The sequence below is a fragment of the Pseudoalteromonas sp. SWXJZ10B genome, assembly GCF_015864475.1.
In the GTDB taxonomy this organism is placed as follows: Bacteria; Pseudomonadota; Gammaproteobacteria; order Enterobacterales; family Alteromonadaceae; genus Pseudoalteromonas; species Pseudoalteromonas arctica.
Genome location: NZ_JADYXD010000010.1, coordinates 110479 through 135957 on the forward strand (window position 1 = coordinate 110479; position 25479 = coordinate 135957).

At 38.3% G+C, this 25479-nt stretch carries 26 protein-coding genes and 1 tRNA gene; 17 read left to right on the forward strand and 10 right to left on the reverse strand.

What is annotated here, in order from left to right; translation table 11 throughout:
* Positions 1–72 precede the first annotated feature (72 nt).
* From I6F54_RS11335 to I6F54_RS11355, 5 genes are all read left to right on the forward strand, one after another.
* Positions 73–1119, forward strand: coding sequence for a GGDEF domain-containing protein (locus I6F54_RS11335; RefSeq protein WP_193371818.1), 1047 nt, complete (start codon positions 73–75; stop codon positions 1117–1119).
* Between the two features lie 447 nt (positions 1120–1566).
* Positions 1567–2379: a MipA/OmpV family protein gene (locus I6F54_RS11340; protein WP_024608151.1), complete on the forward strand. Its 813-nt coding sequence runs from the start codon at positions 1567–1569 to the stop codon at positions 2377–2379.
* Between the two features lies 1 nt (position 2380).
* Entirely contained in the window at positions 2381–2761 is a 381-nt protein-coding gene (locus I6F54_RS11345) for a DUF3019 domain-containing protein (RefSeq protein WP_007584132.1), read from the forward strand.
* 14 nt (positions 2762–2775) lie between these two features.
* Positions 2776–3468 carry a response regulator gene (locus I6F54_RS11350; RefSeq protein ID WP_007584133.1) on the forward strand — a complete coding sequence of 231 codons (693 nt, stop codon included), beginning with the start codon at positions 2776–2778 and terminating at the stop codon, positions 3466–3468.
* A gap of 25 nt (positions 3469–3493) precedes the next feature.
* On the forward strand, positions 3494–4741 hold the full coding sequence (locus I6F54_RS11355) for an ATP-binding protein (protein ID WP_197141433.1): 1248 nt from the start codon (positions 3494–3496) through the stop codon (positions 4739–4741).
* 88 nt (positions 4742–4829) lie between these two features.
* On the opposite strand, the gene I6F54_RS11360 is transcribed toward I6F54_RS11355, so the two are convergent.
* Both I6F54_RS11360 and I6F54_RS11365 read right to left on the reverse strand, forming a co-directional pair.
* On the reverse strand, positions 4830–5054 hold the full coding sequence (locus I6F54_RS11360) for a DUF3820 family protein (RefSeq protein ID WP_007586607.1): 225 nt from the start codon (positions 5052–5054) through the stop codon (positions 4830–4832).
* A 350-nt stretch (positions 5055–5404) separates the two neighbouring features.
* A complete protein-coding gene (locus I6F54_RS11365; RefSeq protein WP_007586608.1) occupies positions 5405–6979 on the reverse strand; it encodes a cation:proton antiporter family protein in 1575 nt (524 codons plus the stop codon).
* Positions 6980–7244: 265 nt separating this feature from the next.
* Between I6F54_RS11365 and I6F54_RS11370 the strand changes: the two genes are divergently transcribed.
* Positions 7245–7988 (forward strand): sporulation protein, encoded by a 744-nt coding sequence (locus I6F54_RS11370; protein WP_197141435.1) that lies wholly within the window; start codon positions 7245–7247, stop codon positions 7986–7988.
* Positions 7989–8062: 74 nt separating this feature from the next.
* Positions 8063–8512, forward strand: coding sequence for a GNAT family N-acetyltransferase (locus tag I6F54_RS11375; RefSeq protein ID WP_165728719.1), 450 nt, complete (start codon positions 8063–8065; stop codon positions 8510–8512).
* A gap of 79 nt (positions 8513–8591) precedes the next feature.
* Here the strand turns inward: I6F54_RS11375 and I6F54_RS11380 are convergent, their stop codons facing one another.
* From I6F54_RS11380 to I6F54_RS11405, 6 genes are all read right to left on the reverse strand, one after another.
* Positions 8592–9947, reverse strand: a complete 1356-nt coding sequence (locus tag I6F54_RS11380; protein WP_165739754.1) for a sodium-dependent transporter — start codon at positions 9945–9947, stop codon at positions 8592–8594.
* Positions 9948–10151: 204 nt separating this feature from the next.
* Positions 10152–11444 (reverse strand): sensor histidine kinase, encoded by a 1293-nt coding sequence (locus tag I6F54_RS11385; protein ID WP_101216201.1) that lies wholly within the window; start codon positions 11442–11444, stop codon positions 10152–10154.
* Positions 11445–11463: 19 nt separating this feature from the next.
* Entirely contained in the window at positions 11464–12168 is a 705-nt protein-coding gene (locus I6F54_RS11390; protein WP_024590954.1) for a response regulator transcription factor, read from the reverse strand.
* A gap of 25 nt (positions 12169–12193) precedes the next feature.
* Entirely contained in the window at positions 12194–12577 is a 384-nt protein-coding gene (locus I6F54_RS11395) for a DUF3019 domain-containing protein (RefSeq protein WP_007586617.1), read from the reverse strand.
* Positions 12567–13349 carry a MipA/OmpV family protein gene (locus I6F54_RS11400; protein ID WP_010553867.1) on the reverse strand — a complete coding sequence of 261 codons (783 nt, stop codon included), beginning with the start codon at positions 13347–13349 and terminating at the stop codon, positions 12567–12569. Before I6F54_RS11400 ends, I6F54_RS11395 begins: the two co-directional genes overlap by 11 nt.
* A 164-nt stretch (positions 13350–13513) precedes the next feature.
* Positions 13514–14317, reverse strand: coding sequence for a hypothetical protein (locus I6F54_RS11405; protein ID WP_197141437.1), 804 nt, complete (start codon positions 14315–14317; stop codon positions 13514–13516).
* Between the two features lie 113 nt (positions 14318–14430).
* Between I6F54_RS11405 and I6F54_RS11410 the strand changes: the two genes are divergently transcribed.
* Together I6F54_RS11410 and I6F54_RS11415 are read left to right on the forward strand one after the other, a co-directional pair.
* On the forward strand, positions 14431–15585 hold the full coding sequence (locus tag I6F54_RS11410; RefSeq protein WP_165728721.1) for a serine hydrolase domain-containing protein: 1155 nt from the start codon (positions 14431–14433) through the stop codon (positions 15583–15585).
* On the forward strand, positions 15582–16085 hold the full coding sequence (locus I6F54_RS11415; protein ID WP_165728722.1) for a SixA phosphatase family protein: 504 nt from the start codon (positions 15582–15584) through the stop codon (positions 16083–16085). The genes I6F54_RS11410 and I6F54_RS11415 overlap by 4 nt, the downstream gene beginning before the upstream one ends.
* An 80-nt stretch (positions 16086–16165) precedes the next feature.
* Here I6F54_RS11415 and yhbY read toward each other — a convergent pair whose 3' ends face one another.
* Positions 16166–16462 carry a ribosome assembly RNA-binding protein YhbY gene (gene yhbY / locus I6F54_RS11420; protein WP_002963153.1) on the reverse strand — a complete coding sequence of 99 codons (297 nt, stop codon included), beginning with the start codon at positions 16460–16462 and terminating at the stop codon, positions 16166–16168.
* An 88-nt stretch (positions 16463–16550) separates the two neighbouring features.
* Between yhbY and rlmE the strand changes: the two genes are divergently transcribed.
* The 8 genes from rlmE to I6F54_RS11460 all read left to right on the forward strand — a co-directional run bounded on the left by rlmE (position 16551) and on the right by I6F54_RS11460 (position 24629).
* A complete protein-coding gene (gene rlmE / locus I6F54_RS11425) occupies positions 16551–17180 on the forward strand; it encodes a 23S rRNA (uridine(2552)-2'-O)-methyltransferase RlmE (RefSeq protein ID WP_007586629.1) in 630 nt (209 codons plus the stop codon).
* Between the two features lie 66 nt (positions 17181–17246).
* The gene (gene ftsH, locus I6F54_RS11430) at positions 17247–19190 is read left to right on the forward strand and encodes an ATP-dependent zinc metalloprotease FtsH (protein WP_032827068.1); all 1944 of its coding nucleotides are present in this window, start codon (positions 17247–17249) and stop codon (positions 19188–19190) included.
* Positions 19191–19268: 78 nt separating this feature from the next.
* On the forward strand, positions 19269–20117 hold the full coding sequence (gene folP / locus I6F54_RS11435) for a dihydropteroate synthase (RefSeq protein WP_197141439.1): 849 nt from the start codon (positions 19269–19271) through the stop codon (positions 20115–20117).
* The gene (glmM, locus tag I6F54_RS11440; protein WP_007586638.1) at positions 20114–21463 is read left to right on the forward strand and encodes a phosphoglucosamine mutase; all 1350 of its coding nucleotides are present in this window, start codon (positions 20114–20116) and stop codon (positions 21461–21463) included. Before folP ends, glmM begins: the two co-directional genes overlap by 4 nt.
* Before the next feature lie 71 nt (positions 21464–21534).
* Positions 21535–22284 carry a triose-phosphate isomerase gene (gene tpiA, locus I6F54_RS11445; RefSeq protein WP_007586641.1) on the forward strand — a complete coding sequence of 250 codons (750 nt, stop codon included), beginning with the start codon at positions 21535–21537 and terminating at the stop codon, positions 22282–22284.
* Between the two features lies 1 nt (position 22285).
* Positions 22286–22639 carry a preprotein translocase subunit SecG gene (gene secG / locus I6F54_RS11450; RefSeq protein WP_149591809.1) on the forward strand — a complete coding sequence of 118 codons (354 nt, stop codon included), beginning with the start codon at positions 22286–22288 and terminating at the stop codon, positions 22637–22639.
* 81 nt (positions 22640–22720) lie between these two features.
* Positions 22721–22805: transfer RNA gene (locus I6F54_RS11455), tRNA-Leu, on the forward strand.
* A 198-nt stretch (positions 22806–23003) separates the two neighbouring features.
* Positions 23004–24629: a methyl-accepting chemotaxis protein gene (locus I6F54_RS11460; protein ID WP_024590962.1), complete on the forward strand. Its 1626-nt coding sequence runs from the start codon at positions 23004–23006 to the stop codon at positions 24627–24629.
* 441 nt (positions 24630–25070) lie between these two features.
* Here I6F54_RS11460 and I6F54_RS11465 read toward each other — a convergent pair whose 3' ends face one another.
* Positions 25071–25478: a phosphate ABC transporter substrate-binding protein gene (locus tag I6F54_RS11465; RefSeq protein ID WP_024594050.1), complete on the reverse strand. Its 408-nt coding sequence runs from the start codon at positions 25476–25478 to the stop codon at positions 25071–25073.
* Position 25479: the final 1 nt, after the last annotated feature.

The window sequence follows — 25479 nt, forward strand, 5'->3', positions numbered from 1 at the left end:
GTTGCGTATAAGTTTACTATTACTTAACATTGAGCGCTAATAATAAAAACAATGACGCTTGAGAGTTTATTTATGAACCACGCCGTATCACTTGCTCATTCTGCTCAATGCCTAAAAAAGGCGATTCCTTTGATGGTAAAATACCGAATGCCGGTTACACCCATCAACTATGCAATTTGGTACTGTTATATTCAAGGAAACAAACCTTCATTAAATGCTGAGTTAGACCATGTTATTGCTCTGCAACAAACATGTTCACAAGACAAAGCAAAAGAAATTTTTGATAAACATTTAACGCAAGACGATCTCGTTTTTTTTCAAGAAATGACTGAAAAATTTCATACAACTATGGAGCAAGTTCAGCAAGATATAAGCACAACGCTTGATCACTCTAAAAGCTTTACGACGAGTTTAGTTGACTCACAAAATGAATTAAATATGCTTGTTGATGTAAACTCTTACAATGAGATACTAGGTTGTGTTGAGCGTTTAACCGACGATTCTATTGCAATGCAAGATTATGCTCGGGAGTTTCAGACTAAATTAGCCGTTGCCTACAATGAAATAAAAGATTTAAAAGAAGCACTCAATATTTCAAAGGAAGCAGCCGATACCGACACGCTTACGGGTTTTTATAATCGAGGTAAGTTTGATTCTGATATTGTAAACTTTTGCCTCGAATACTCAGAGCAAGCGCAAGAAGACTCTCTTGCCGTACTCATTATGTTTGATATTGATCATTTTAAGCGCTTTAACGATGATTTTGGCCATCAAAAGGGTGATGAAGTGCTTAGGCTAGTTGCTAAAAAAGTGAGAGAAAATACAACTGAAGCTGCAAATGTGTATAGATACGGTGGCGAGGAGTTTTGCATAACAGCCTACTTTGACACTATTAACGATATAATAGCATTTGCAGATTGTATTCGTTTAGCAATAGCAAAATTGGCGATTCGTAAAAAGCATGATGTAACTGCAAAACGTGCTATTTCAGCAAGTTTTGGCTTAGCAATTTTACGGCCATTTACAAATAGTACTGTTTTAGTTGAGCGTGCAGATAGAGCCTTATACATTGCCAAAACACATGGACGAAATCGTATAGAAATAGCCCCTGATATTTAATAAGTGCCAGAGGTTTTTGATTTATTTGGGTTAAAGCCGCTCAATTTAGGGCGATTTAATCCAACTTCAGTTTTGGTAAACAAGCAGGTAAAACCCAATAGAGCTGTAGCGAGTTAGCTCTTAGTAATTTTTTATTTGAATAATTGCATTTGCTACGTTGTGCCTCATTTTCAAAGTATCTTAAAGTACTATTAGTCAAAAACTACACAAGCAACTCAAAGTACAATCCTTAGACACAACTACCTTGAAAGATAAATAGTCCGAAAAGCATAAAGTTAACATTTTTGTATACAAATTGTGAATAATTGTAACCAGCTAGAGCTAGTTTAAAAAGACCTTGCTAGTATGGGGAACTCACTTATTTTGATACTTTGATTTACGCTGATGCGGTATGCCTTCTCATTATTAACAGCTCTATGTTTTAGCACTTTGTTTATTTGCCTTTCGGTGCAAGCAACACAGGCAAGCAAGCATGCTGACGATTATACAGAGCAAGATATAACAACCGATCGTCTGCATTTGAGTTTAAGCGTGGGGGCTGGAGTTATAACCAACCCTTTGCATGGTGGAGATAATATTCCGCTCGTGCTTATTCCTCAAGTTGCGTTTTATGCAGAGCAATGGTTTTTTGATAATGGCCGTCTTGGTTATTCATTTTTGCAAACCCCTAAGCATCACTTTAATCTAGTTGGTGAACTCAACTCTGAGTCTCGCTTTTTTATAGACTGGCACCCTAAAAATGTATTTACACTACAAAGCAGTGCTCTCAACAATCAGTTCGTAATGCAAGATGAAGCCTCGTCCTCTCGCTATGTTGATATTGATAATTTACATAAACGGCAAATTGCACTGGATGCGGGTATTGCATATCACTATGTAAATGAAGACCATGTTTTTTCGGTTCAGGCTCTGCATGATATAACCGATGTTTATCGAGGTGTACGCGCAGCATTACAGTGGCAGTATCATACTGTGATAGGAAAGCTCAAAATAAAGCCAACACTTGGAATAAACTATAAATCTGCGGAACTAAATAGCTATTTTTATGGACTTAATGAGGGTGAAACTCAATTTGGCAAAATAGACGTTGGTAGTAGTTGGCAACCTTATGCTAAAATCGATGCCCGTTGGCCTCTGAGTAAGGCTGACTCTCTTCGTTTTCATGTAGCATATTACGACTATTCGGCTATGGATGGCAGTCCGCTCTTCGAACGTACTTATTCAATGACTGCATTTATAGGATTCGATCGTACTTTTTAATATGAAGTATTTAATATTAGTTGTCTTTATTACCACTTTTTTTAGTGGTTTTAGTGTGGCACAAACCCCTTTTTTTAGCGTTTCTCCAAAAGTCTGCGTTGTCTCTGAACAGCAGGGTTTTTGCGATCTTGATTTACAATTTAAATGGCAATTAAACACCTACAGTGATGTCTGTTTGTATCAGCAAGAGCAACGGCTTCAATGCTGGGAGCAACAACTTTCTGGGCAATTTAATTATAAAGCGCGTGTTCAGGTGGAGACCATATACTCCTTAATCAATCCTCATACGGGTGTGTTAATAGCAAAAACACAGGTTGAAGTACAAAGCGCCCATGCTAAAAAAAATAGGCGTAGGCTTCGCTCTCCGTGGAGCTTTTTTTAATTTAGGAGCAACTAATGCCAAAAATTTTACTTGTTGAAGATGATCTCGGTTTACAACAACTAACAAAAGATTACCTTGAACATAATGGCCTTGAAGTCGAAGTATTAGACCGTGGTGACGAAGTGTTTAATTACTTAGAAAACAATACACCCGATTTAATGATTTTAGACGTTATGCTGCCAGGTAAAGATGGCTTTAGCGTTTGCCGCCAAGTAAGAGATAAATTTACTCTACCAATTTTAATGTTGACTGCTAAAGGTGAAGATTTCGACCAAGTACTTGGCTTAGAGCTTGGCGCTGATGATTATGTAATAAAACCAGCAGAGCCACGTGTATTACTAGCGCGAATTAATGCATTACTGCGTCGTGGACAACCCATGGTAAAATCAAGCGAAGAGCTCCAGTTTGGTGATTTAGTCATTGATAAAACAAGTCGTATTGTAAAACTAAGTGATTCGGAGATTGTATTAACTTCCCACGAGTTTGAGTTACTATGGCTATTAGCGTCAAATGCGGGTGAAGTACTAAGTCGAGAACATGTGCACCAGCATATGATTGGCCGCCAATACGATGGACTTGATAGAACTGTGGATGTACGCGTATCACGAATTCGTAAAAAATTAGGCGACAACAGCGATAAGCCATATCGTATAAAAACTGTATGGGGACAAGGCTACTTATTTGTTTCTGATGCATGGGATCTTTAGAACTATTTAAGGTTAGTCGGCTTTAATGGGAAAACTGTTTACCAGCTTATATTTATATATCATCGTTTCTTTGTTTGTAGTAAGCGGTGTTATAGAGCAATTGTGGCCTTACGAAGAGTCGCAACAACAGGTCTTCTTAGATGATGAGTTTGGGCAATCACTCTGGTTGCTCTCACAAACTCCAAATGGTCTTAAAAAATTAAAGCACAACTTTGAAAGTAAAGTGATTGAACGACGTGATTTAATACTCCCTCAAAAACAACAATCGCAGCTCAACCAAAACCACTACTTATACTTATACGATAAGCAACAACGCATTGTTTGGTATGTAGATCTCGGTAATGATTCATTACTTCAAGTAGGACCGGTAGGTGTATTAACGCAGGAATCATCTTCTGTTTGGCCGTATTTATTACTACTTATTATTGTAGGTATACCTGTTGGGCTGTGGAGCTTTTTACTATGGCGCGACTTTGCAAAGCTACGTAAAGCGTGTGAAGCGGTAGAGGGTTTGCAAGACTTTCAACTAAACGACTCTTCTAAGTCTTTCTTTTTACCTATTACTGATACATTAAAGGTAATGCAGCAACGTATTGAGTTTTTACTTAGTGCGCAGCAAGAACTTACCTCTTCGGTGTCGCATGAGTTTAGAACACCACTAGCACGTTTAAAGTTTGCAATTGTAATGCTGCAAGAACAAATGCTTGACGAAAAAGGTGAGAAATACTTAACAAACATGCAAACAGACATTAGCGAGCTTGAGTCACTAGTTTCTGAAATGCTCGAATACGCGCGATTAGACTCTCAACAACCTAGTTTACAGCCAATAAACTGTGACTTAGCTGGGCTGGTAAAAACAACTGTTGAAAAGCTAAACTTTGAAGCCCGAACAACGCTCTCCGTAAACCTCCCTGAGCGTTTAAGTTATTACTGTGATAGTCACTTTATGGCGCGAGTATTTCAAAATTTAATTGGCAATGCGCTCAAATACACTCATAAACAAGTTAAAATTTCATTGCTACAAGAGACAAAACACATCGTATTGATTGTTGAAGATGATGGTGAGGGGATAGCTCCCGCTGAGCGAGAAAATGTATTTAAACCTTTTACTCGACTAGATAAAAGTAGAGGCAAGGATACCGGTGGTTTTGGTTTAGGACTCGCTATAGTTGCTAAAATTGTGTCGTGGCACCAAGGAGAGTGTAAAGCAGAAAGCTCAAGCTTAGGTGGTGCTAAATTTATTGTATATTTACCCCTCAAATTAAAGACATAAAAAAAGCGCCTAGAGGCGCTTTTTTTGCGGTTAAAAACCAAAATCAACAAGTAGCAATACAATAGACCGCAAGTACTTAAAAAAGTTCTCAACTATTTTTATTTTTTTCAAGTAATGGCATTAACATTTGCTCAAGGCCATTTAGTTTTACCTCATACATCATCGCAAGTTGACTACCTAGTTTTGAGTCAGGAAACCCTTGCTGATTAAACCAGACTAAATAAGGCTCTGGCAGTAAAAGCAATGGCCGTCCTGCATATTTTCCAAACGGCATTATGGTATTAATAGCTATTTTTAGTTGTTTTGGATCCATAAAAACTACTTATGTATTTAAAGTATGCGTAAGTGTAAGGGATTTTAGAGATATAAAATAGGCTGTGACGGGCAAGAAACAGCCTATTTTGCGAGGGAGTAGGCCCTCTGATTTAATAATTATATGTTGATTGATATAAACCTAGTTGAACTTTAATTAGCTGGGATCTAATTAAGTTATTATTAGAACATGGGTTCTTATTTAACCAACACAGTTAGTCTACCTGTTTTTCATTGTTGTGGTGAATTGGCTTGTAAAGGAATGTAAATAGAATTGCTTTTTATTTAAAAACTAATAACAAAGCCTTAACTAATTAAGGCCTTGTTATTTATAGACGTTATAAAAAGTAATTATTCGTTAAATAGCTCTTGTTTAACGTGCTCTGCAAAACCACTACCGGCTTCTAGGTAAAAGTTATAAGTAGAATGAACACCCATTTCTTCTAGTTCTTTTTGTTGATCAGGGTAGTTTGCAATAGCTGTTACTTGGCCTTTATAACCAGAGGCTTGTAGCTGCTCTAGAGCAAAGATATTTTGCATATGCTTTGGCATTGCAAGCATAACCATTTCTACTTGTGAGTGATTTACTCGTTGCCAAAAGTCAGGGTCGGTTGCATCAGCAATTAAGACGTTGCGGCCTCTGTTAACGTGCTTATCTACCACCTCAGGTTTTATATCTATACCTGCAACAACATTTGGGTGAGTCGCGTTGATAGTCTCATAAGCACCAGTACCAATACGTCCCATACCAAAAATGACTATTCTAGTATCGTTAAGGTTAACAGGTAGCTCTTCAGCTAAACGAGTTTTACTTTCGAACTTTAATAACCAGTGCTCAATTTTGACGTACAACTCGTTTGAACGTTTATTTAATGGGGAGGCAATTATAAAGGTAATAGAAACAGCAATTGCCATTACAGCTAGCCATTCAGAGGTGATCATGCCTGTAGTTGCAGCCACTGCACATACAATTAAACCAAACTCACTGTAGTTAGATAAGCTAAAAGCAGTAAGTAATGATGTACGCGCGCGTAGTTTAAATATATTAGTGAACACATAATAAAGCGCTATTTTAACGGGTAATACTAAAATAAGTATAATAGCAACAATCAAGGAGTTAGTGGTTAGCTCTGCGCTCAAACCAATACTTAAGAAGAAGCCAACTAGCAATATGTCCTTTAAATTAAGCAGGGATTTTGATAGCTCGCCTGCCTTTTTGTGAGGGGCAAACATCATTCCTATTATTAATGCACCTAAATCGCCTTTTAGGCCTGCAAATTCAAATGCATGATAACCAGCAACTAGAGCAAAGAAAAAACCAAACAATGGTAATAGTTCACCATGTTTAGATCGGTTCAATACGCCATACATTACAGGTCGTAATAAAGGCAAAGCAATTATTAGTGCAATTGCCCATAAATTTGGGACTTTGCCGGTGCTAATAGCTAAAAAGATAACAGCAAAGATATCTTGCATTACCAATATACCAATGGCTATTTTACCGTGTAAGCTTGCCATTTCCCCGCGTTCTTCAAGCACTTTCACTGCAAATACAGTACTTGAAAAGCTAAGCGCAAACCCAACTAATAAAGCACTTTGCCAACTTAAATCAACAAATAGTGGAATAGCGAATACGCCAAGTAACAGCATAAAGCCACTAAATAACGCACTGCTAAAAATGATATGCAATGTTGCAGGTGCCCAAACTTGAGGTTTAATTAAACTGTTAACTTTAAGTTTCAAGCCAATACTAAAAAGAAGAAGGGTAACGCCAAGGGCTGCAATTGTATCGAGCAACTCTGTACTTTTATATCCCGATAAATTTAAAGCAAAGCCTGCTAATAAAAATCCAATAAGAGGAGGTAGTTTTAATTGATAAACGGCAAAACCACAAACAAACGCGGCAGCAAAATAGATTAGTTCCATAATTCTTAATATCACTTCATTTGGTGTTGCAGTGTAACGAAAAATTTATGCCATTGAAAATATAATAGACCTAAAAATGAACGCGTCTAATCAATTACTTGCCTTGCTGCGTATGAAAAATGCGCATTAAACACTTATTTAATCGTAAATAGTATGTAAATAACATTTTTTCACTGACATTAGCTTTTAAATATGGTTAAGATGCGATAACGAAGAAGTTTAAGCCAGAGCAAATAATAGAGCAGCTCAGCTTAAGGAGAGAGATATGTTTAAAAAGATTTTAGCGTCGGTAGGTATTGGTGCTGCAAAAGTAGACACTATTTTAGAAACTGAACACCTACAACCAGGTCAACTTTTTAACGCACAAATAGTTATCACAGCAGGGGATGTTAGCCAAGATATCGCAGGCTTAGATTTATTATTAATGACTCGTGTTAAAGTTGCGGGTGATGATGGCGATTATTTTACTAATCATGTAATTGAGCAATGGCGAATTACAGATATTGGTACAATTGAGCCAGGCGAAGTTAAAAACATCCCTTTTGAAGCACGTCTTCATTCTGAAACACCTATTACAGAAATTAATGCAGGTTATAATCAATCACATGTATGGCTAGAAACAGGCCTAGATATAGACTTAGCACTTGACCCAACAGATAAAGATCATTTACACATTTACCCTAATGAAGCGGTTAAAACGTGTATGCAAGCGATGGAAAAGTTAGGTTTTAGTTTAATGAAAGCTGACGTAGAAAAAGGCCACTTACGGGCTTCAACTTTTCAGTCATTATCTGGGTGTTACCAAGAACTTGAGTATAAACCTAATAGCCGCAGCTTATTTGGTATTCAAGAGATTGAATTATCATTTATACCAGAGGCACATAAAACACATGTGCTTATAGAGCTAGACAGAGCCTTTAAAGGCGATGGTTATGTAGATTTAACCATAGAGCATGACCATGTAAATTTATCGCAGTTGTGCGACCAGCTAGAGCGCTTATTTACTTAGTATAAGCTAACTAAGCTAGCGAGTGATTTTAATAAACCCAGCCTAAGCTGGGTTTTTTGCTTATAGGATTTAATATGCAGTTTAAATGTGAGCAGTTTGACGCTCTTGATACACAGACTCTTTTTACTATTATGCGTGGGCGGGTTGATGTGTTTGTTGTAGAGCAAAAATGTCCTTACCCTGAACTTGATGATGTAGATATTGCTTCAAATACACAGCATTTATATACATTGGATAATGAGCAACTACAAACTTATGCGCGTTGTTATGACAAAAGTGAGCAATACAGCGCAATAGGTCGCGTGCTAGTGAGTGAAGGAGCGCGTGGTAATGGGTATGCTACTTTACTTATTACTAAAGCTATAGACTGCTGCAAAGCACAATGGCCTGAGCGAGATATTTATATAGGTGCACAAACTTACTTACTTGATTTTTACCGCTCTTTTGGCTTTGAGGATTATAAAAGTGAATATTTAGAAGACGGTATACCTCATCAAGATATGATTTTAAAACTCACTAAATAAATCCAATTTAAGCAGCTATAAAAAAGCCCACTAATGTGGGCTATTTTAATTTAAGACTATTTTAAGGTTAAGGTATTATTTAGCTCAAGAGTGAGTGTAAAAACACCATACCAATAGCAAGTGGACACACAAACTTGGTATACCAAGGCCATATTTTCCAAAACAATGTGTTATGGACCTCAGGATTACCTTCTTTAATTGCTTTAAGTAATGAGCTTCTGTACCAAATCCAGCCTACAAATATACAACACATCAGGCCAAGCAAAGGTTGAGCTACTTTTGTAGTTAAAGTAATCACTAAGCCAAATAAGCTGCTAAGGTTACACACAATTATAATGCTAACGATAGCAATTAAAGCTCCAATCAACCAGGTTGCCTGAACGCGTTTCATCCCAAAGCGTTCTACAGTGTATGATACTGGCGCCTCTAACATTGAAATAGATGACGTTAAAGCGGCAATACTCATTAACGCAAAAAATGAAAAGCCCACAAATAAGCCAACTTCGCCCATTCCATCAAATAAAGCAGGGAGTACCTGAAATACTAACGTATCTTCAGAGAGTAATTTACCTGTTGAGGCCGAGAATATTTCAACGCCTTGAGCTTGCGCTACATACATAGCCGGAATAATCAGTAAACCCGCTACAAAGGCTATAAATACATCAATAAGGGTTACATAGGCACCTAAAGAAACAAGATTTTCTTTTTTGCTGATGTACGAGCCGTAAATAATCATTACGCTAGTACCTAGCGATAAAGAGAAAAAAGCTTGTCCTAGTGCGCTAACTAATAGTTTTGCGTCAAAAATAGACGAAAAATCAGGAACTAAGTAAGCCTTTAAACCTTCCATTGCGCCATCTTGGGTCATTACATAAGCAATAAGTGCAAATAAAATCCCCAAAAGAGCGGGCATTAAACGTTTTGACCATTTTTCAATACCGTTCTCAACGCCTCTACTGATAATAGCGACAGTTAGTACGATAAAGACGAGAGTGAATATAATGTTTCGGGTAAGTGATTGCTCGCTTAACCATGTAGATGCTGTGTTGGCACCAACTAAAGTGGCTATGGGTTCAGCTGTAGCGCTGAGCATCCAACCAGCAACAATGGCGTAAAAACTTAATATAAAGCCAGCACATAAAATACCGCCAAAACCAACAATAAAGGCAAAGTGTTTTTGCCATGGCTTATTAGATATTTTTTGAAGTGATGAAACCGCATTTGCTTGGCCATGACGACCAATCATAAGTTCAGCCATTAAAGCGGGGTAGGCTAAAAAGAACGCAAGCACTAAATATGCGACTAAAAATGCAGCACCGCCATTACTTGCTGTTTGTGTAGGGAATCCCCAAATATTGCCCAAACCAACGGCAGAACCCGCGGCGGCCATAATAAAACCAAAGCGAGAGCTGAACTCGCCTCTAACTGCGCTCATATTATTGTACTTCTCTATTGTGTGACGGCGGTGACAATCTACTGGAAATGTTAAAAAATAAAAAGTGCTTATTTGCTGATCTAGCACAATTTAATAAGTAAAGTGTGTGTTATAACCATCGATTTTAATTGTTGTTATCGAGTCGTTTAAAATAACGAGTTGATTTTGTTTAATAATTGTTAATTACAGTCTGTAACTATTGCTTTACGAATTATGATGCTGTGCAATAGTGAAAGTAAAACACGCACCACCTAGCTGGGTACTTTTACTTACTTTAACACTGCCATGATGCCAGTCGGCTACTTTTTCAACAATAGCTAGACCAAGGCCGTAACTTTTATCAGCTCTGTTACGGTGATCTTCTTCCCTAAAAAATGGGCTAAATACATTACTAAAATTTTCTCGAGCGATACCCGGGCCGTCATCTTCTACCGTTATTATAAGCTGTTGCTCGTGTAACTTTGCGCTCAGGTAAATATGTTGGCTTGCAAAATCACATGCGTTAGTTAATAAGTTAGTAATTGCGCGAGCAAGCCAGTGAAGATCTGCATTTATTATTTTATCTGTACTATTGAGCTGTACGTTAAGCATTTGCATTTCAAGTTTTGGTGCAAGTTGAACTAAAATATCTTCAAGGTAGGACTTAATGTTTGTTGATGAATAGGTCAGCTTATTAGCATTTTGTTCTAAAGTAGCAAAAGCTAAATAGCTACTAAGCATCGATTCCATATGGTCTAAATCATTTTCCATACGGGTTAAATACTGTTTTACTTTTTGCTCATCATGGCTATCTAATGCCGCATCTAAACCAAATCGCAGGCACGCGATAGGGGTGCGTATATCATGAGATAAACTTGAAGCCATTAGTTTATTTTCAGCGACAAGTTTCTCTATTTGGCTGGCCATGCGGTTAAAGGTAAGCTCTACGTCTTTTATGTAAGTAAAATGCGATACTTTTATTCGGGCTTGAACATTACCAGAGGCAAACTTTTTAGCGGCTTCATTTAACACGGTTAATCGTTTAGCTAAGGGCGCAATAATAAACCCCATAAATACACATAAGCCTGCGTAAAAGAGTAAGGTTAATATAATGTCGTTATGTTGCTCGCTATCAAAAATTTTATCTAAACGCATTGATAAGTGAAAAGGATTTAAAACAGCGCTGCTATAAAGCATATAAAAGCCTTGCTGATCTTCTAAAATCAGCCCACCCGGCGTATGCATTTGTAATAATAAAGAAGGCGGTAAAGCAAGTGATTCATTAGGTTTATAATCAATTAAAACATCAAATTCTAGCGCCAGTTGTTTTACATAATCGCTGCGCTCAGATGTGGGTATGTTAGCTAATTGCTTGCTAAAACCCATAATCATTTTACTTTGCTGACTAAATTCATCCTGTGGGGTATGCGCTTGTTGACTAAAAGCATCAATAAGCCAGCCCAATACCACAATAGATAAAAGTGCACTGCCTAAAAGCGATATATAAAACTTTTTCATTTATTTATTCATCACTTTATTACCACGCAGTAGAAACAAGTAAATATCCACGGCCCCAAATAGTTTTAATTTTTTCAGGGTTTTGTGGATCATCATTAAACTTTTTACGAAGTGCAGAAATAAGTACATCAACACTTCTATCAAGCCCATCGTATTCTCTGCCTTTGGTTGCTTTAAATACAGCGTCACGCGAGACCACTTGGCCTGCATTGCTCGCAAGGTAATGAAGCAGTAAATACTCAGCACTTGATATGTTTACGTCTTGCTTGTTGAGTTTTACATTTCTAGATTCGGTATCAATACTAAGCGTACCAACATTAATAACACTCTCGTTAACGTGTGGGGTATTTGGCTCATTGTTTTGGCGAAGGGCTGCTTTTATACGCGCTAGCAATGCACGAGGGCGCACAGGTTTCATTATGTAGTCGCTTGCACCTACTTCTAGACCAATGACCTCATCCATTTCTTCATCGCGTGCGGTGAGCATTATGATGGGCGAATTATAAAAACTACGAAGTTCTCTACACACGCTTATACCATCTTGCCCTGGAAGCATAATATCAAGGAGCACGATATTTGGATTTAACGTTTTGACTTGGCTAATTACTTCGTCACCTCTGTGACAAACATGCGTTGTGTAGCCTTGCTCTGTTAAATATTCAGCAACCCATTGAGCAAGTGATACATCGTCTTCAACGAGTAAAATAGTGCCATAGTTATCCATGAAAATATCCTTAATGCGATTGGTATTAAAATAGTCGCCAGCGGCGCTTTTTTTGCCTGTTTTGATATACCCATTGAAGCTTTACTTCGGCAATACTAATTATTTTAGAGGTATTGCTGTCAAATAGTTCAAATGAAATACTTTGCTGTGAATCAAATGCATAATTAAAAGTACCGCTCTGTTGCTTGAGCCAACATTGCATTATGTACTTTGAGGTGGCGTCACGTAGGCAGTAATTACCAATGATAGGTTGCTCCCACGTTAGCGTAACGTCAGCATAGCAATTTCGCCCTTCGCGCAATGCAACGCAGGTATCGGGAACTGCTATGAGTGCTTCAGGAGGTTCCTGAGCTTTAACAGTAAAAGTACTGGGGAAGATCAGTAATACACAGATCCATCTAAAATACATAACGTAGGCCTACCTTGGCTTTGTGTTGATATCCTTGGGAAATAATTGGACTGTCGTCAATCTCTTTTGAAAACCATGTGGTAAGCCAGCCGGATAAAAACACCCAATCTTGGCTTATTGGGTACTCAGCATGGAACTCAAAAATAATACTAGTACTGGCATTGCTGCTATAAATCGGGCGAAGGCTGGTGGCTTCATCGCTATCAATACCAAAGTAATAATTGGTAAAGTCAGCAGAGTAGGCGCTTAAACCAACACCAGATCTAAACTCCCAGTTTCGCCATGGTAAAATGTGACTAAAAAAGCTGTTTATAACCCAGCCATTGTGCGCGCCAGATACATCATGAAGGTATTCAAAAGAGAATTGAGAATTTTCAAATCGACGAGAAAGTCGAAGGCCGACGTCAAAGTCGTAATTACGTTTTTTTATACCTTGGAGTTCTTTTATAACACCATGGTTATAAAATCCGAGGCCTTTTTCGTCAAATCCAGCTTGAGTATTTGTGCCTAATATATCTAGGCCCCAATCAAATTTATCTATAAGACTGTAGCCTATCACAAGGCCGCCACTGAGTTGATTGTGATCGAAATCAAGGTAAAATTTATCGTAGGAAACAGCAAGACTTAAGTCGAGCTCAACGCCTTTATCGTAAGACTCAATGCCGACAAGGTAAGAATCTTCAATATAAAAGCCCGCACCAGCACTCCAATCCCACGCAAAGCCTTGGGTTGGCTCTAACGTATTATCTGCATAATAGCGGTTACTTGCCATACTCGACGTGCTAAAAATGCAGCAAAAAAGCAGTGTTATGCTCAGTAAAGTATGGTTAAGCAAAGCGTTTCTCATCCCTTAGGGCCTAATTATTATTTGTTATTAAGCGTAGTATATTGTTAATTCGTTCCTTTAATCTGTAAAAAAATGTAGTAAGTATAAATTTACTGAACTTTAATTTTATCGATTAATATACTGCTTAGGTAAAACTGCATCATAGGTGTTAATGCGCTTACTTCTGTTCTGTTACATGGACCGCTAAGTTTGGTAAGGCTAGATAGTTTTGACAATGTTTTGTACTGAGGAATTTGAATATCTTTTCCAAGTCTTTCAATACGCGCTTCATCAGTGTTTTGCTGATGAACAAAAGCAACAACCTCAAGCTCATTTGTTATTTTTTGCTCTTCAGTGAAATTGTAAATTAGTGGTTCACGATGAAAACTTGCACTGTCGATAGAGGATTTAGCAAACCAAACAACATCACCCGACGCTTTGTGCGTGAGACGCATACTAACTTGTGCAAATATTGCAGCGCACTGCTGGGTTGGATATTGCTGTGCAATATTTGAGTATAAGGGAAAATGGTTCTCTGGTTGCTTTATTGCGTACTTGGTATCGTCTGTGAAAGTTAAGTCAAGCTGTTGAATAGTCAGTGTGTAGTCACTGTTATTTTTAGTTGTTACTTTTAGTTGTTTATCGTTCAGTGCTTGGCTAATTTGCGATAGAAGTTTATCGGTTACGCTTGCCTTATCGGTAATGATTTTTACTGTTTGGTTTCTAACTACTTTATGTGCAGGAAGCTGAACCGATTTAACTTTTGGAGATGAGTGCTCTGTAGTGTACTCAAGTTGATAGGTCTGACTTTTTAATGTTGGCTTTAATGGCATAGCCAGTGGTTCGGCCGGTTGCTTTGTAATAGCACAACCAGTTGATAATAAAATAAAAAGTGACACAACTAAAAAACGCATAAGTACTAAACACTCGCTTAAAACCAAATAATCGTCGTATTGTACGTTAGTACGAACAAAACTTCATGATATTATCTGCGCAGATGTAGTTAAAAAGATAAATTTTATAAAAAATGAAGTATCTCAACTCTTTATCGTATTGCCTATCTGCTTTGTGTTTGCTGTTTAGTTCTATGGGTTTTGCAGCAAAAGCGGATCCTGATTGGGATGCATTTGTAAAAAAGTACGGCCGTTACGCACAAAAAAAATTAAAAAGTAAAGGTATACCCGGTGCAGCGCTTTCGATTGTAAATATAAACAATTCAGACTACATCCACACCATGGGCGTAACTAAATCACGAAATGGACAAAAAGTTAATAAGCATACTCGGTTTAGACTCGCGTCTGTTTCGAAGACATTTGCAGGCTCGTTATCAGCTAAATTGGCTGCTAACGGCCTACTGGAATTAGATAAGCCTGTTAGCGAATACATAACTGATTTTAAAGGGACTGTTTATCAAGATGATTTAAAGGTGTTTCATCTTTTGAGCCATTCAAGTGGATTAGTTCCTAATGCATACGACAATTTAATTGAATCTCGTATGGATTACCCAGGTATTGTTGAAAAGCTGCTTAGCGTCAAACCAATTTGCAAACCCGGCGAATGTTATGGCTATCAAAACGTTATGTTTAGTCTTATAGGCGATGTGATATTACAAAGCACCGATAAAAGTTACGGACAGTGGTTACGAGAAGCTATTTTTGAGCCATTAAAAATGAGTGATGCGAGCTTAGGTTTTGAACAAATGGTGCATGACAATAATTATGCTCTACCTCATGTGCGGGGTAAAAAACGCTGGTATAGCGCTAAGCTTAAAAAAAATTATTATAAAGTGGGACCTGCAGCTGGTGTGAACGCTAGCGCAAGTGATATGGCTATTTGGTTAAGAGCGCAGCTGGGCCAATATCCTGATGTTTTGTCATTGGATACTCTAGCAAAACAAACACGCCCTTATACACATACAAAAAAAGAAATGCATCGCAGGGTATGGAAAAAACACCTCAATGAAGCCTATTACGGATTAGGCTGGCGCGTTTATAACTATGCTGATGAAACACTTTACTATCATAGTGGCTGGGTGCAAGGTTATAGAAGTGATGTGGTTGTATTTCCTCACTTAAATATTGGTTTTAGCTTAATAGTTAATGCTGAAACCGGCGTAATCAATGAGCTAACGACTGAATTTATCGACAGGCTATTAGAATACAAACGAGGTAAAAAAATATGAATAATAAAATAATATTAGCAATCACTTTTTTAATCATGTCATTCAATTGTAGTTTAGTGTTTGCAGCACCTGATGAGATATATTTGTTTCGTCATAGCGAAAAGTTAACGGGTAAAAATCCAGCGCTTTCAGAAGAGGGGAAGGCACGTGCAAATAATTTAGTTACGTTGTTTAAAGAACATCAAAATATACATCTTTTTAGCAGCAACTATAAACGCACGTTGCAAACAGCCGCACCTTTGCAGGCACATTTTAATACCAAAATAAATGTGTATAACGCAGGTAAGCTAAGTGATTTAAAAAATGAGTTACTAAAACTAAAAGGTGTAGTTGTTGTTATTGGGCACAGTAATACAACACCGCAACTAGCCGAGCTACTTTCGAATGAAAAAGTGCCAGCAATGAGTGAAACACAATTTTCTCAGTACTTTATATTGAATAAGAAGCGCAGTAGTAATGGTAGCGAATATGATGTAACCCATCATAAAATGAGTTTTTGATTTAAAATGTTAAATAATAAAAAACCAGCATTAAGCTGGTTTTTTTAATTTAAACGCACTAAATCCTTTAACAGGAATAATTAGTTACGCGGTAAATGTATTTTTTTCTCAACGCTTTGACGATAAAGCACAATAGTGTGACCTATCGTTTGTAGCTTAGTCGCACCAGTTTCACGTACGATTGCTTCAAAAATTAATGCTTTTGTTTCACGATCGTCAGTTGGAACTTTAACTTTGATTAATTCGTGAATTTCTAATGCACTTTGAATTTCTACTACTACGCCTTCGGTTAAACCGTTAGAACCTAGTAAAACTACAGGCTTAAGGCTATGTGCCTGACCTTTTAAAAACTGCTTTTGTTTGTTTGATAATGTCATGTTTATACAAATTTTGCTGAATATGGCTTGAATTAAGGGTATTCTAACGCCATCTAGAGAATATTACTAATTAGTTGCGTGTTAATTTATGACAAATAAAAAACAGTCAGCCAGTTCACAGCGATGGCTGAAAGAACATTTTGATGATAAATATGTTCAAGAAGCGCAAAAAAAAGGCTGGCGTTCCCGAGCGGTTTTTAAATTAGATGAAGTACAAAATAGAGATAAAATACTTCGTCCAGGTATGACAGTTGTTGATTTAGGGGCGGCTCCAGGAAGTTGGTCTCAATATTTGGCTGAAAAAGTAGGTGACAAAGGCCAAGTGATCGCGTGTGATATATTGCCGATGGATTCACTTGCGGGTGTTGACTTCTTACAAGGTGACTTTCGTGAGGAGGCTGTATTAAATGCGTTGTTAAAACGTATTGATGGTAAAAATGTTGATGTGGTACTCTCTGACATGGCACCAAATATGAGTGGAAATAACTCAGTAGATCAAGCGGGTAGTATGTATTTGGTAGAACTTGCGCTGGATATGTGTAGTCAAGTACTAAAGAAAAATGGCGCATTTATTGTTAAAGTTTTCCAAGGAGAAGGCTTTGATCAATACTTGCAAGATGTACGTAATAGTTTTAAAGCAGTGAAAATACGCAAACCTGATGCCTCACGTGCCCGTTCTCGGGAAGTATATATAGTAGCGACTGGATACAAACTGTAGTACAGTTGCTTGGCGTTTAGTTGAATTTAAATTAATTGGATACAAGAGGTTAACCCCTTGAGCGATATGGCGAAAAATTTAATACTATGGCTGGTGATTGCAGTTGTGCTGATGTCAGTCTTTCAGAGCTTTAATGGCGGCGAGCAAGTTGATCGTCAAACAAGTTACACTCAATTTGTAAAAGATGTCCGCAGTGGCTCTTTACAAGAAGTTATTATCGACCGCGGTACAGGAAATATTACTGGTACTAAGAGCAGTGGTGAGCGTTTTCAAACAACGATGCCAATGTACGATGAAGACTTAATAAATGATTTACTTAAAAATGATGTAAATGTGAAGGGTGTACAACCTGAAGAACAATCATTCTTAGCAAGTATATTTATTTCTTGGTTCCCGATGATACTGCTTATAGGTGTATGGATATTCTTCATGCGTCAAATGCAAGGCGGCGGCGGTAAAGGCGCTATGTCATTTGGTAAGAGTAAAGCTCGCTTAATGAGTGAAGATCAAATTAAAACAACGTTTGCTGATGTTGCAGGTTGTGATGAAGCGAAAGAAGATGTTACTGAGCTGGTAGACTTTTTACGAGATCCTTCTAAGTTTCAAAAACTTGGCGGTAGTATTCCTAAAGGTGTACTAATGGTTGGTCCTCCAGGTACCGGTAAAACGTTACTTGCGAAGGCTGTTGCTGGTGAAGCTAAAGTGCCATTTTTTACAATTTCTGGTTCAGATTTTGTTGAAATGTTTGTGGGTGTTGGTGCGTCACGTGTACGTGACATGTTTGAGCAAGCTAAAAAAGCGGCGCCTTGTATTATCTTTATAGATGAGATTGACGCTGTTGGTCGTAAACGTGGTGCTGGTATGGGCGGCGGTAACGACGAACGTGAGCAAACACTTAACCAAATGCTAGTAGAAATGGATGGTTTTGGTGGTAACGAAGGTATTATTGTTATCGCAGCAACTAACCGACCAGATGTACTAGACCCTGCATTACTTCGCCCAGGTCGTTTTGACCGTCAAGTTGAAGTAGGTTTACCTGATATTCGTGGTCGTGAGCAAATACTTAAAGTACACATGCGTAAAGTGCCATTAGGCGATAACGTAGAAGCTGCTCTTATAGCACGTGGTACTCCAGGTTTCTCTGGCGCGGATTTAGCTAACTTAGTAAACGAAGCTGCACTTTATGCAGCGCGTGGTAATAAACGTGTTGTAAGTATGGCTGAATTTGACGCTGCTAAAGATAAAATCATGATGGGCGCAGAGCGCAAGACCATGGTGATGAGCGAGCAAGAAAAAGCAATGACAGCGTACCATGAAGCTGGCCATGCTATTGTTGGTCGTATGGTGCCAGAACATGATCCAGTTTATAAAGTATCTATTATTCCACGTGGCCGTGCGCTGGGTGTAACAATGTACTTGCCTGAGCAAGATCGTGTTAGTCATTCAAAAGAGCTTTTAGAATCAATGATTTCTAGCCTTTATGGTGGCCGTATTGCTGAAGCGCTTATTTACGGCGCAGATAAAGTAACAACGGGTGCAAGTAATGACATTGAACGAGCTACAGATATAGCGCGTAAAATGGTTACACATTGGGGTTTAAGTGAAAAACTAGGTCCGTTACTTTACGCTGAAGATCAGAACGAAATGTATATGGGTGGTGGCGGTAGTCGTTCATCTAGCATGTCGGACGACACGGCAAAAGTAATTGATGCAGAGGTTCGATTACTTTCAGATCGTAACTATCAAAGAGCAGAAGAAATATTAAAAGAAAATATTGATATTCTTCACTCAATGAAAGATGCGTTAATGAAATACGAAACTATTGATGCTAAGCAAATTGATGATTTAATGGCACGCCAACCAGTACGTGAACCGCGTGATGCACATGACCGTCATGAAGCTAAACCGGTAAAAGCGGAAGAACCTCAAGAACCAGTTGCTGATGAAAGTCAAAAGACTGATGATTCATCAAAAAAAGATGAAACAAACCTTGATGACAAAGCTGAATAATCGTTAAAATAGTAATGAAAGCCCCGAACTTCGGGGCTTTTTTGTATCAGCTATTTAGAAAAAGAATAAAGGTTGGCAATGACTAACATATTAAAGCTTCCGAGAGGGCGTACGCTTAATCTTGAAAAGCCCGTTATTATGGGAATACTAAATGTAACGCCGGATTCATTTTCTGATGGTGGGCAGTTTTTAGATCCCAAAATAGCGCTAAAGCGCGCAATGCAATTATTAGATGACGGTGCGACAATTTTAGATATAGGGGGAGAATCTACTCGCCCAAGCGCGCCAGATGTTAGCTTAGAAGATGAACTTGCTCGAGTAATCCCCGCTATTAAAGCGATACGTCAGCACAGTGATTGCGTTATTTCAATTGATACCAGTAAAGCACAGGTAATGGAACAAGCAATACTTGCAGGGGCAGATATAGTCAATGATGTTAGAGCTTTACAAGAAATAGACGCCTTAGAAACGGTTGCGCAGTATGAAGATGTAGCAATTTGTTTAATGCATATGCAAGGGCAGCCCCGGAACATGCAATCGTCACCTCATTACGTTAATTTGTTTGCAGATATAAGTATGTTTTTTAGTGAACGTATTAAAGCATGTGAAACAGCTGGGATTAAGTTTGAACGACTTATTCTAGACCCAGGTTTTGGATTTGGAAAAACGCTTAGTCATAACTATCAAATATTGGCTAAGTTTGACGATTTTAATAAATTAGGTTTGCCATTATTGGCCGGATTATCTCGTAAATCGATGATAGGTAATTTATTAAACAGAAATACAAATGAACGGTTAGCGGGCAGCTTAGCGGGTGCGTTAATCGCAGCGCAAAATGGCGCAAAAATTATTCGTGTACATGACGTAAAAGAAACCGCAGATGTACTTGGTGTATATCAAGCCTGCGAACAAGGAATTTCACAATGAAAGAAAGAAAATATTTTGGCACCGATGGCGTGCGTGGACTTGTAGGCGCTGCTCCAATAAACCCTGAATTTGCAATGAAGCTAGGCTGGGCTGCTGGGCGTGTATTATCGCAAAGTGGTACTAAAAAAGTAATTATTGGTAAAGATACGCGTATTTCGGGCTATATGCTTGAAACCGCACTTGAGGCTGGTTTAATTGCTGCTGGTATTGATGTTGTATTATTGGGTCCTATGCCTACACCGGCCGTTGCTTATTTAGCGCAAACATTTCGTGCTGAGGCAGGTATTGTAATTAGTGCCTCACATAATCCATATTACGATAACGGTATTAAGTTTTTCAATGGTCAAGGCTTAAAGCTTGATGATGCAGTAGAGCTTGAAATTGAAGCGATGCTTGATGAGCAAATGACATGCGTTGCTTCAGATAAATTAGGCAAAGCATCGCGTTTAGTCAGTGCGGATGGCCGCTATATAGAGTTTTGTAAGAGCCAGTTCCCGCAAGGCCTGTCTTTAGAAGGTCTTAAGATTGTTGTCGATTGCGCAAATGGCGCAACTTATCATATTGCACCTTCTGTTATGCGTGAACTTGGCGCAGAAGTAATAACACATGCGTGTGAGCCTAACGGCGTTAATATCAACCATGAATGTGGCGCTACTCACGTAGATACCCTTAAACGTAAAGTGCTTGAACTTAAAGCCGACGTAGGTATTGCATACGATGGTGATGGTGACCGCGTGATGATGGTTGATCATAATGGCCGTGTTTTTGATGGTGATGATCTGGTTTATATTATTGCTTGCCAAGCAGCCCAAGATGATAATTTGGGTGGTGGTGTAGTTGGTACTGTTATGTCTAACATGGGCCTTGAAAACGCTTTAAAAGCAAAAGGTATCGAGTTTGCTCGCAGTAAAGTGGGTGATCGCTATGTTATGGAATTACTACAGCAAAAAGGCTGGAAAATTGGCGGTGAAAGCTCAGGCCATGTACTAAACCTAGACTTAATTAGCACGGGTGATGGTATTATTTCAAGCTTACAAGTACTTGCTGCTATGGTTGCACAAAATCGTACATTGCAAGACTTAGGCGCTGGTTTTACCAAGTATCCAATGAAGATGATTAACGTGCGTTATACAGCTGGAACTGACCCGACAAAAGCACCAGAAGTGCTTTCAGCTGTAGCAGAAGTAGAGCTTGCTTTAGGCGATAAAGGCCGTGTTTTACTGCGTAAGTCAGGCACTGAACCTGTGGTTCGTGTTATGGTTGAAGCCGAGCAAGAAAAGATTGTAATAGACAGCGCTCAAAAAATTGCAGCTGTTGTAGAATCTATGAGCAAACAAACTGATTAATAACAATAATCTCTTGTAACTTTGGGCGAGAAAAGTTAATATCTCGCCCGCTTTCTAATGTGGAGTGGATAATGGCAATACGCAAGGCGATGGTCGCAGGCAACTGGAAAATGAATGGCTCTTTAGAGTTAGTTAAACAAATGTCTGACGCTATTAACGATGTAAAATCACAAGAGATGGACATTGTTTTATTTCCTCCATTCCCACTTGTACCAGCAATGGTAGCTAGCGGTGTTTCTACAGGAGCTCAAACTGTTTCTGAAAATACACCTGGCGCATTTACTGGTGAAGTTGATGCGCAGCTTATAAAAGATTTAGGTGCAACTTACGTACTCGTTGGTCATTCTGAACGCCGCAGTATTTATAACGAAAGTAATGCAACAGTCGCTGAAAAGTTTGCTAGAGCACAGCAAGTTGGGTTAACACCAATATTATGTGTAGGCGAGAGCGAAAGTGAGCAAGAAAACGGCCAAACCGAACAAGTAGTTGCTGCACAAATTGATGCAGTAATAGAGAAATTAGGTGTAGCAGCACTGAAAGATTCTGTGATAGCATACGAGCCCGTTTGGGCCATAGGCACAGGTAAGACTGCATCGCCAGAGCAGGCACAAACTGTTCATAAATTTATCCGTGACAAAATTGCATCACTTGATAGCAATTTAGCACAAGGGCTTACCATCTTATATGGTGGTAGCGTTAATGAAAAAAATAGCGAATTATTATTTGCACAAACAGATATAGATGGCGGCTTAATTGGCGGCGCAAGTCTAAAAGCAGAATCTTTTACTGCAATCTGTAACAGTGCAAAAGGGACTGTATAAGATGTACGAAATTTTATTAGTAGTTTATTTAGTTGTGGCTTTGGCTCTAGTTGGAATGGTTTTAATTCAACAAGGTAAAGGCGCAGATATGGGTTCTTCATTTGGCGCTGGTGCATCAGGCACAGTTTTTGGTTCGTCAGGTGCAGGTAACTTTATGACAAAAACAACCACAAGCTTAGCAACGGTATTTTTTGTATTAAGCATTGTGTTAGGTAACTTAACGGCTGGTCAAATTAAAAAGACTGACGAATGGGAAAACCTAGAGCAAGCTCCAGCAGTAGAAACGGTAGTTCCTGTTGAAGAAGATGTTCCAGTAACATCTACTAAAGGGCAAAGCTCTGACGTGCCGAACTAATTTAGCGTAAAGCTATCGTTAAACGATTTATCTTCCTCAAATAAATCAATATGTTTAACACCTAAGCGAAAGCTTAAAAATGCGGATGTGGTGGAATTGGTAGACACGCCACCTTGAGGGGGTGGTGCTTTAGGGCATGGGGGTTCAAGTCCCCCCATCCGCACCAAATTTAGAAACCAGTAGCAGTGATGTTACTGGTTTTTTTGTATCTGTAATTTATTGTGATTGTTTTATGAGCGATGTGTGTTTATTGTTAAATAATTCTTCTATTTGTTAGAAAAAACTAGAAATATTACAAATTTAGCTCACACTTATAGATATCAAGCCGATAATAGATATAGACAATAAAATAAGGTAGCACAGTATGGCTTCAGGCTTCTCTTTTCAAAACCTAAGCATAACAAAAAAAATACATGCAATAACATGCATTGCCGTAGTGGCTTTCATAGTGATCGTATTGATAAACTATTTAGCTATGAATGATAATAAGGTTTCTCTCGATGAAATGAGTAACTCATCGTATAAAGTTGTAAAAATAACGTCGCAAAATGTAGGGCTTTTAGAAAAACTTGATGAACTTTATACCCAAGCGGTTACGTTTGGTGAGCAAGATCTTATAGTTAAAGCAGACGAGGTATATCAAACTTTAGAGTCTAATATTACCTTAATAACGCAACTTAATAACTCCTACATTAATAACGATATTATTAATGAGTTGTCAGATTATGAAAAAATATCCTCAAGTATTGCTACAGGTATGGTTAACGGTACTGCTGATTTTAGTAAGATTCAGCAACAAGCGCAGCTTAAAACAAGTTTATATGGATCTGTCTTAGAAAGTTTTAAAGGCGCTCAACAAAAAGCGGATAATCGTTTTTTTGAACTGGTTGCCAACACTAAAGCGCGCTCTGATGAAGCATTAACTCTAATGTTAGCTGTATCCATTATTTCATTAATTTTATTATTGTTTATGGCTATTTGGATTGCTAAGAATATAGGTTCATCTGCGAGTGATGCAGCTAACAACCTTAGTTTATTAGCAAGCGGCAATGGTTCTTTAAGCACACAGCTATCTGTTAACTCAGAAGACGAAATTGGCCAAGTCTCTATTAATTTTAACGCATTTATTTCCTTACTAAGAGAAACAGTTCTTGAAGTTATTGCTGTATGTGAGCCTTTAATGGAAAACTCAACACGATTAGTTCAAGGTATGGAACAAGCTGAGCGTGCTACAACAAAGCAAACCACTGATGCTGAAATTGTTAAGCAATCTATGGAAGAAATGAAACAGAGTGTTGGTGATATATCAGAATCTGCAGCTAACGCTTCTCACGCTGCTGAAACGGCCGAGAAAGAAGTTGAACAAAGTCGTACACAAGTACAGATGTCAGTTACCGCTTCTCGTACGCTCAGTGATGAAATTAATCGAGCTGCAGGGACTATTAATAAGCTTGCGGACGATACAAAAAATGTATCGCAGATTTTGAATGTAATTACGTCTATTGCAGATCAGACAAACTTACTCGCTCTTAATGCTGCTATTGAAGCTGCACGAGCAGGTGAACATGGAAGAGGCTTTGCTGTAGTGGCAGATGAGGTTCGTGAACTGGCTTCTCGCACTGCACATTCTACTAATGAAATACGTGAACTATTGGGATCATTAACGACTGCCGCAAATGAATCTGTAGCTGCTATGACTTCAGCACGTGATATGGCAACAGATAATGCTACAGCCGCAGAAAAAACAGGTATTTCAATAGAGAAAATCGCAGAGCAAATGTTAGAAATTAATGGTATGAATTCGCAAATAGCAGCAGCAACTGAAGAACAAACATCCGTTGCAGCTATGGTAGTAGATAATGTGTCAAATATGCATGTATCGTTCGAAGATACTATGGACTCACTACTTGCTGTACGCGACGTAGCCAAAAACCTACATTACCTATCTGATAACCTATTAGATGCAACCGCTAAGTTTAGAATCGAGTAAAGCTTAGTACTGAGCCAGTATAAAAATCAACCCTAGGGTTGATGCCAGTTAGTTAACCGCTGACTGGCTTTTTTGTTTGGATATCTGGTTTGACATACCTAGTATATGTCCACTCCCGCTTTATTAGTAATATGTGATGCTCTACTTTAGCTTACTATTACTCTATTTATTTAGGGATACTCCCTGAGTTCTCAATAAACATAGTCTGAATTAAATTAATAATATTAATTGCACAGTTCGCAACACTCAGCTGACAGAAGTCTTCTGAATTGGATGCGTAACTATTGGCTAGAAAAAGTGTTGTAGTGGGCTGCAAAAAAAGGCCTCTGAATAAATTCAGAAGCCTTCATAAACGAACCAGAAGGTCGGTTTATTGATTAGTTAAATATTTATTAACCTATCAGTATTAACCTGTAGGTGGTTTTTATATCAATTTCACTGCTAAAAGGTAGCAATTACTTTTACTTTATCGGTCACTTTAGCGCTATCAACATAGCCAATAGCATCGTTATTAGCAGCAACAAAATCAATAACAGCTTGGTCAGTTGTTAGTTTTTCAGGCGGGGTGCCTTTACCTGTAAATACAAGCTTTGACCAATATGCATTTAACTGACTGCTAGACTTACCTACTACTTTGTCGTTAAATTCATCAGCTACAGATGTACCATCTTGATTTATAGGATTAACTTTATCGCCATTACTAAATGACTTACTTTTTCCCAGATAAATCTTTTTTATTGTGTCAGCATCTACTGTGCTAGCATTGCTTGGATTAATAATCACAGCAACTTCTGCAAATACATTAATTGAGCACAATGAAAGTGCACTTACTAAAATTAATTTTTTCATC